Genomic DNA, 5,656 nt, shown 5'->3' with positions numbered 1-5,656 from the left:
ACCCAGGTGTACGTGCTGGACGAGACGCTGCGGCCGGTGCCGGTGGGCGTGCCGGGTGAGCTGTTCATCGGCGGCGACGGTCTGGCCCGGGGCTACCTGGGCCAGCCGGCGCTCACCGCCGAGCGCTTCGTGCCCAATCCCTTCGCCTCCGCTCCGGGCGCCCGCGTGTACCGCTCTGGGGACCGGGTGCGGTGGCTGGCGGACGGCACGCTCCAGTTCCTGGGCCGCGTGGACTTCCAGGTGAAGGTGCGCGGCTTCCGCATCGAGCTGGGCGAGGTCGAGGCCGCCGTGCGCCTGCACCCCGCCGTGGCCGAATCCGTGGCCGTGGTGCGAGAGGACGTGCCCGGCGACAAGCGCCTCGTCGCCTACGTGACGCCCGGGGACGTGGACACCACGGACCTGCGCACGTTCCTCAAGCAGAAGCTGCCCGAGTACATGGTGCCCTCCGCGCTCGTCGCGCTGGAGTCCCTGCCGCTGTCGCCCAATGGCAAGGTGGACCGCAAGGCCCTGCCGGCGCCGGACTTCTCGTCCGCGTCCTCCGGCACCACGGACGACGGCGAGCTGACGCCGCTCCAGCAGCAGCTCGTGGCGCTGTTCCGCGAGGTGCTCAACGTGGAGCGCGTCGGACGGCACGACGACTTCTTCGAGCTCGGCGGCCACTCGCTGCTGGCCACGCAGCTCGTCACGCGGGTGCGCGGGCGGTTCAAGGTGGAGCTGTCCCTGCGCGCCGTCTTCGAGTCTCCCACCGTCGCCCTGCTCGCGGAGCACCTGGAGGCGCTCCTGCCGAACGCGCCTCGTACGGAGCTCCCCCCGCTGGTGCCCGTGTCCCGCGAGGCGGCGCTGCCGCTGTCCTTCGCGCAGCAGCGCCTGTGGTTCCTGGAGCAGCTCCAGCCGGGCCAGGCCGTCTACAACGTGACGGTCGCCCTGCGGCTGTCCGGCCCCATGAACGTGGACGTCCTGCGGCGCACCTTCGCGGAGATCGTCCGCCGGCACGAGGTGCTGCGCACCACGTTCGTCATGCGGGACGGTGAGCCCTCGCAGCGCATCCACGCCGCCCCGGCGGAGTGGCCGCTGCCCGTGGAGGACCTGAGCACGCTGGACGCGTCCACGCGCGACGCCGTCCTGAAGAGGCGCATGTCCGAGGAGGCCCACCACGCGTTCGACCTCGTGAACGGCCCGCTGCTGCGCACGGTGCTGGTGCGTACGGCCGCCGAGGAGCACGCGCTGCTGCTGACGATGCACCACATCGTCTCGGACGGCTGGTCCATGGGCGTGCTGGTGCGTGAGGTGGCCGCCCTCTACGAGGCCCTGTCCCAGGGCCTTGAGGCCGCCCTGCCCGCGCTGCCCGTGCAGTACGCCGACTACGCGGCCTGGCAGCGGCAGGTGCTGGAGGGCGAGGCACTCTCGGAGCAGGTGCAGTGGTGGCGTTCTCGGCTGCACGGCGCTCCCGCGCTGGAGCTGCCCACCGATTCGCGGCGTCCGGCCGTGCGCACCCTGCGCGGGGCCACGCACTTCCTCATGCTCCCCACGGAGCTCGTCCGCGAGCTGGAGAAGGTGGCCCAGGCCCAGGGCGCCACGCTCTACATGGTGCTGATGGCCGCGTGGCAGGCGCTGCTGGCCCGCTACTCGGGCCAGACGGACTTCTGCGTGGGCACGCCCGTGGCCCACCGCACGAGGCCCGAGCTGGAAGGCCTCATCGGCTTCTTCGTCAACACACTGGCCCTCCGCTGCAACCTGGGCGGAGACCCGAGCTTCACCGAGCTGGTCTCTCGCGTGCGCGACGAGTCCCTGGGTGCCTTCGCCCACCAGGACGTGCCCTTCGACCGGCTGGTGGAGACGCTCGGAGGGGAGCGTGACCTCTCCCGGACGCCCATCTTCCAGTCGCTCTTCGTCCTCCAGAACGCGCCCATGCAGCCGCCGTCGCTGCCGGGCATGAAGGCGGAGCTGCTCCCCAGCGCCACGGAGACCTCGAAGTTCGACCTCTCCCTGTCGCTGATGGACCAGGACGGAGGGCTGGAGGGCCGGCTGGAGTACAGCCTGGACCTGTTCACCGCGGACACCGCGCGGCGCATGGCGGAGCACTTCCAGCGGCTGCTGGGTGACATCGCGAAGAACGCGGGCCGCCGGCTCAGCGAGCTGTCGCTGATGAGCGAGTCCGAGCGCCAGCAGGTCCTCGTGGCCTGGAACGACACGAGCGCCGACTACCCGGCCGACGCCACGGTGCACCAGCTCTTCACCGCGCGGGCCCGGACGACCCCGGATGCAGTGGCCGTGGAGTTCGAGGGCCGCACCCTCACCTACGCCGAGCTGGACGCGCGCTCCAACCAGCTCGCCCGCCACCTGCTGTCACTGAACCTTGGGGCGGAGCCGCGCGTCGGCGTGTGTGTCGCGCGGAGCCTGGAGGTGGTCGTCGGCCTGCTCGGCGTCCTCAAGGCGGGTGGCTGCTACGTGCCGCTCGACCCGGCGTACCCGGCCTGGCGCCTCGCGTTCCTGTACGAGGACGCGGGCCTCGCAGCGGTGCTCACGCAGCAGGCCCTGGTGCCCGTGCTGCCCGCGAGCTCGCGGCCCGTCGTGTGCCTGGACTCCGACTGGCCGCTCGTCGCGCGTCAGTCCGGCGCTCCCGTCACCGCGCCCGCCATGACGGACAGCCTCGCGTACGTCACCTACACCTCCGGCTCGACGGGGACGCCGAAGGGCGTGGCCGTTCCCCACCGGGGCGTGCTGCGCCTGCTGTTCGGCTCGGGCGTCGTGAACCTGGAGCCGAAGGACGCCGTCCTCCAGCTCACCTCGCTGACCTTCGACCCGTCCACGCTGGAGATCTGGGGCGCGCTGCTGCACGGCGCGCGGCTGGTCGTCTACCCGCCGCACACGCCCGACGTGGAGGTGCTGGCGCGACTCATCATCGACCGTCAGGTGACGGCGATCATCACCTCCACCGCCGTCTTCGACCTGATGCAGCAGCATCAGCCCGAGGCCCTGGCCCGCGTGACGCAGCTCGTGGCCGGCGGCGACGTGATGCCCGCGCCCCGCGTGCGCGAGCGGCTGGCCCTGGGCCGCTCCGTGGTCAACGCCTATGGCCCCACGGAGAGCACCACCATCACCACCGCGCAGCGGCTGTCGCCCGGCGACGTGGTCGGCGACTCCGTCTCCATCGGCCGCCCCATCGGCAACACGCAGGTGTACGTGCTGGACACGTCCATGCGCCCGGTGCCGGTGGGCGTCCCCGGTGAGCTGTTCATCGGCGGCGACGGCCTGGCCCGGGGCTACCTGGGCCGCCCCGAGCTCACCGCCGAGCGCTTCGTGCCGCACCCCTTCTCCGCCACGCCGGGCGCGCGGCTGTACCGCTCCGGGGACCGGGTGCGCTGGAAGCAGGACGGCACGCTGGAGTTCCTGGGCCGCATCGACTTCCAGGTGAAGGTGCGCGGCTTCCGCATCGAGCTGGGTGAGGTGGAAGCGGCGCTGCGCGCGCACTCCGCCGTCACCGAGACGGTGGCCGTGGTGCGCGAGGACGTCCCCGGCGACAAGCGGCTCGTCGCCTACGTGGTGCCCGCGGACGTGGACACCGCCACGCTGCGCGAGCACCTGCGCAAGCGCCTGCCGGAGCACATGGTGCCCTCGGCGTTCGTGGCGCTCGCGGCGCTGCCCCTGTCGTCGCACGGCAAGGTGGACCGCAAGGCCCTGCCGGCGCCGGACTTCACGCCCACCGAGGCGGGCTTCGTCGAGCCCCAGACTCCGCGCCAGCAGCAGCTCGCGGCCGTGTTCCGCGAGGTGCTCAACATCGAGCGCGTGGGCCTGCATGACGACTTCTTCCTCCTGGGCGGGCACTCGCTGCTGGCCACCCAGGTGGTGACGAGGCTGCGCGCGCAGCTCGGCGTGGAGCTGCCCCTGCGTGCGTTCTTCGAGGCGCCCACCGTGGCCCGCCTCGCGGAGCGTCTGGACGCGGCATCGGGCACGCGCACGTCGGTGCCCCTGGAGCCCCTGCCCCGCGCGCCCGGCTCGGACGCCGTGCTGGAGGTGTCCTCCGCGCAGCAGCGGCTGTGGTTCATGGACCAGCTCCAGCCGGGGCAGTCCGTCTTCAACATGCCCGCCGCGCTCCGGCTGCGTGGCTCGCTGGACGTGGGCGCGCTGGGCCGCACCTTCGCGGAGGTGGTCCGCCGCCACGAGACGCTGCGCACCACCTTCGTCTCTCGTGACGGGCGTCCGCTCCAGCACATCCACGCCGCTCCGGCGGAGTGGCCGCTGCCCGTGGAGGACCTGAGCGCGCTGGCCCCGGCCGCGCGTGAGGCCGCCGTGCAGCGGCGCATGACCGAGGAGGCGCATCTCCCGTTCGACCTCGCCAACGGCCCGCTGCTGCGCACGGTGCTGCTGCGCTCGGCGGCGGACGAGCACGTCCTCGTGCTGTGCATGCACCACATCGTCTCGGACGGCTGGTCCATGGGCGTGCTGGTGAACGAGGTGGCCGCGCTGTACGCGGCGCTCGCCCAGGGCCGTGAGCCCGTGCTGCCGGCCCTGCCGGTGCAGTACGCCGACTACGCGGCGTGGCAGCGCCGGGTGCAGGAGGACGAGGCGCAGGCGGCGCAGTTGGAGTGGTGGCGCTCGCGGCTCGACGGCGCTCCGGTGCTGGAGCTGCCCACGGACTCGCCGCGTCCGGCCGTGCGCAGCCAACGCGGGGCCACGCACTTCTTCACCCTTCCGGCCGAGCTGATCTCCGGCCTGGAGAACGTCGGCCGCTCGCGGAACGCGACGCTCTTCATGGTGCTGATGGCCGGGTGGCAGGCGCTGCTGGCGCGCTACTCCGGACAGCGGGACTTCTGCGTGGGCACCTCCGTGGGCCACCGAGATCGTCCCGAGCTGGAGCCCCTCATCGGCTTCTTCGTCAACACGCTGGCGCTGCGCTGCCGGCTGGACGGCGACCCGGCCTTCACCACACTGGTGGACCGGGTCCGCGAGGAGGCCCTGGGCGCCTTCGCGCACCAGGACGTGCCCTTCGAGCGGCTGGTGGAGGAGCTCGGTGGCGAGCGGGACATGTCCCGGACGCCGCTGTTCCAGACCCTGTTCGTGCTCCTGAACGCGGAGCTGCGGTCGCTCACCCTGCCGGGGCTGGACGTGGAGGTGCTGCCGCTCGTGACGGAGACCTCCCGGTATGACCTGACGCTGGGAATGATCGAGCGCAACGGGGTGATGGAGGGCCGGCTGGAGTACAGCCTGGACCTGTTCACTCCGGACACCGCGCGGCGCATGGTGGAGCACCTGACCGTGCTGCTGAAGGCGGTGGCGCACGGCGCCCATGAGCAGCGGCTCAGCGAGCTGCCGCTGATGAGCGAGGCGGAGCGCCAGCAGGTCGTGGTGGCCTGGAACGACACGCGCGCCGACTACCCGGCCGATGCCACCATTGCCTCGCTGTTCAGCGCGCAGGCCCGCCGTACGCCCCAGGCCGTGGCCATGGAGCTCGACGGACGTACGCGCACCTACGCGGAAGTGGAGGCTCGCTCCAACCAGCTCGCGCACCACCTGCGCTCGCTGGGTCTGGGCGCCGAGTCCCGCATCGGCGTCTTCCTGAACCGCGACCTCGACCTGGTCGTCGCCCTGCTGGGCATCCTCAAGGCCGGCGGCTGCTACGTGCCGCTCGACCCGTCCTACCCCGCCCAGCGCCTGG

The 5,656-nt window shown here is 72.5% G+C and carries 1 protein-coding gene; it reads left to right on the top strand.

Features of this window, described 5'->3' with window-relative positions:
• Positions 1 to 5,656, top strand: a 5,656-nt coding sequence (locus K8638_RS43845) for a non-ribosomal peptide synthetase (protein WP_223760753.1), incomplete at both ends; no start/stop codon positions are given.

This window comes from Myxococcus sp. RHSTA-1-4 (assembly GCF_020037125.1).
In the GTDB taxonomy this organism is placed as follows: Bacteria; Myxococcota; Myxococcia; order Myxococcales; family Myxococcaceae; genus Myxococcus.
Note: the sequence above shows the minus strand (reverse complement) of the source record. Positions and strands in the feature narration are given on the sequence as shown.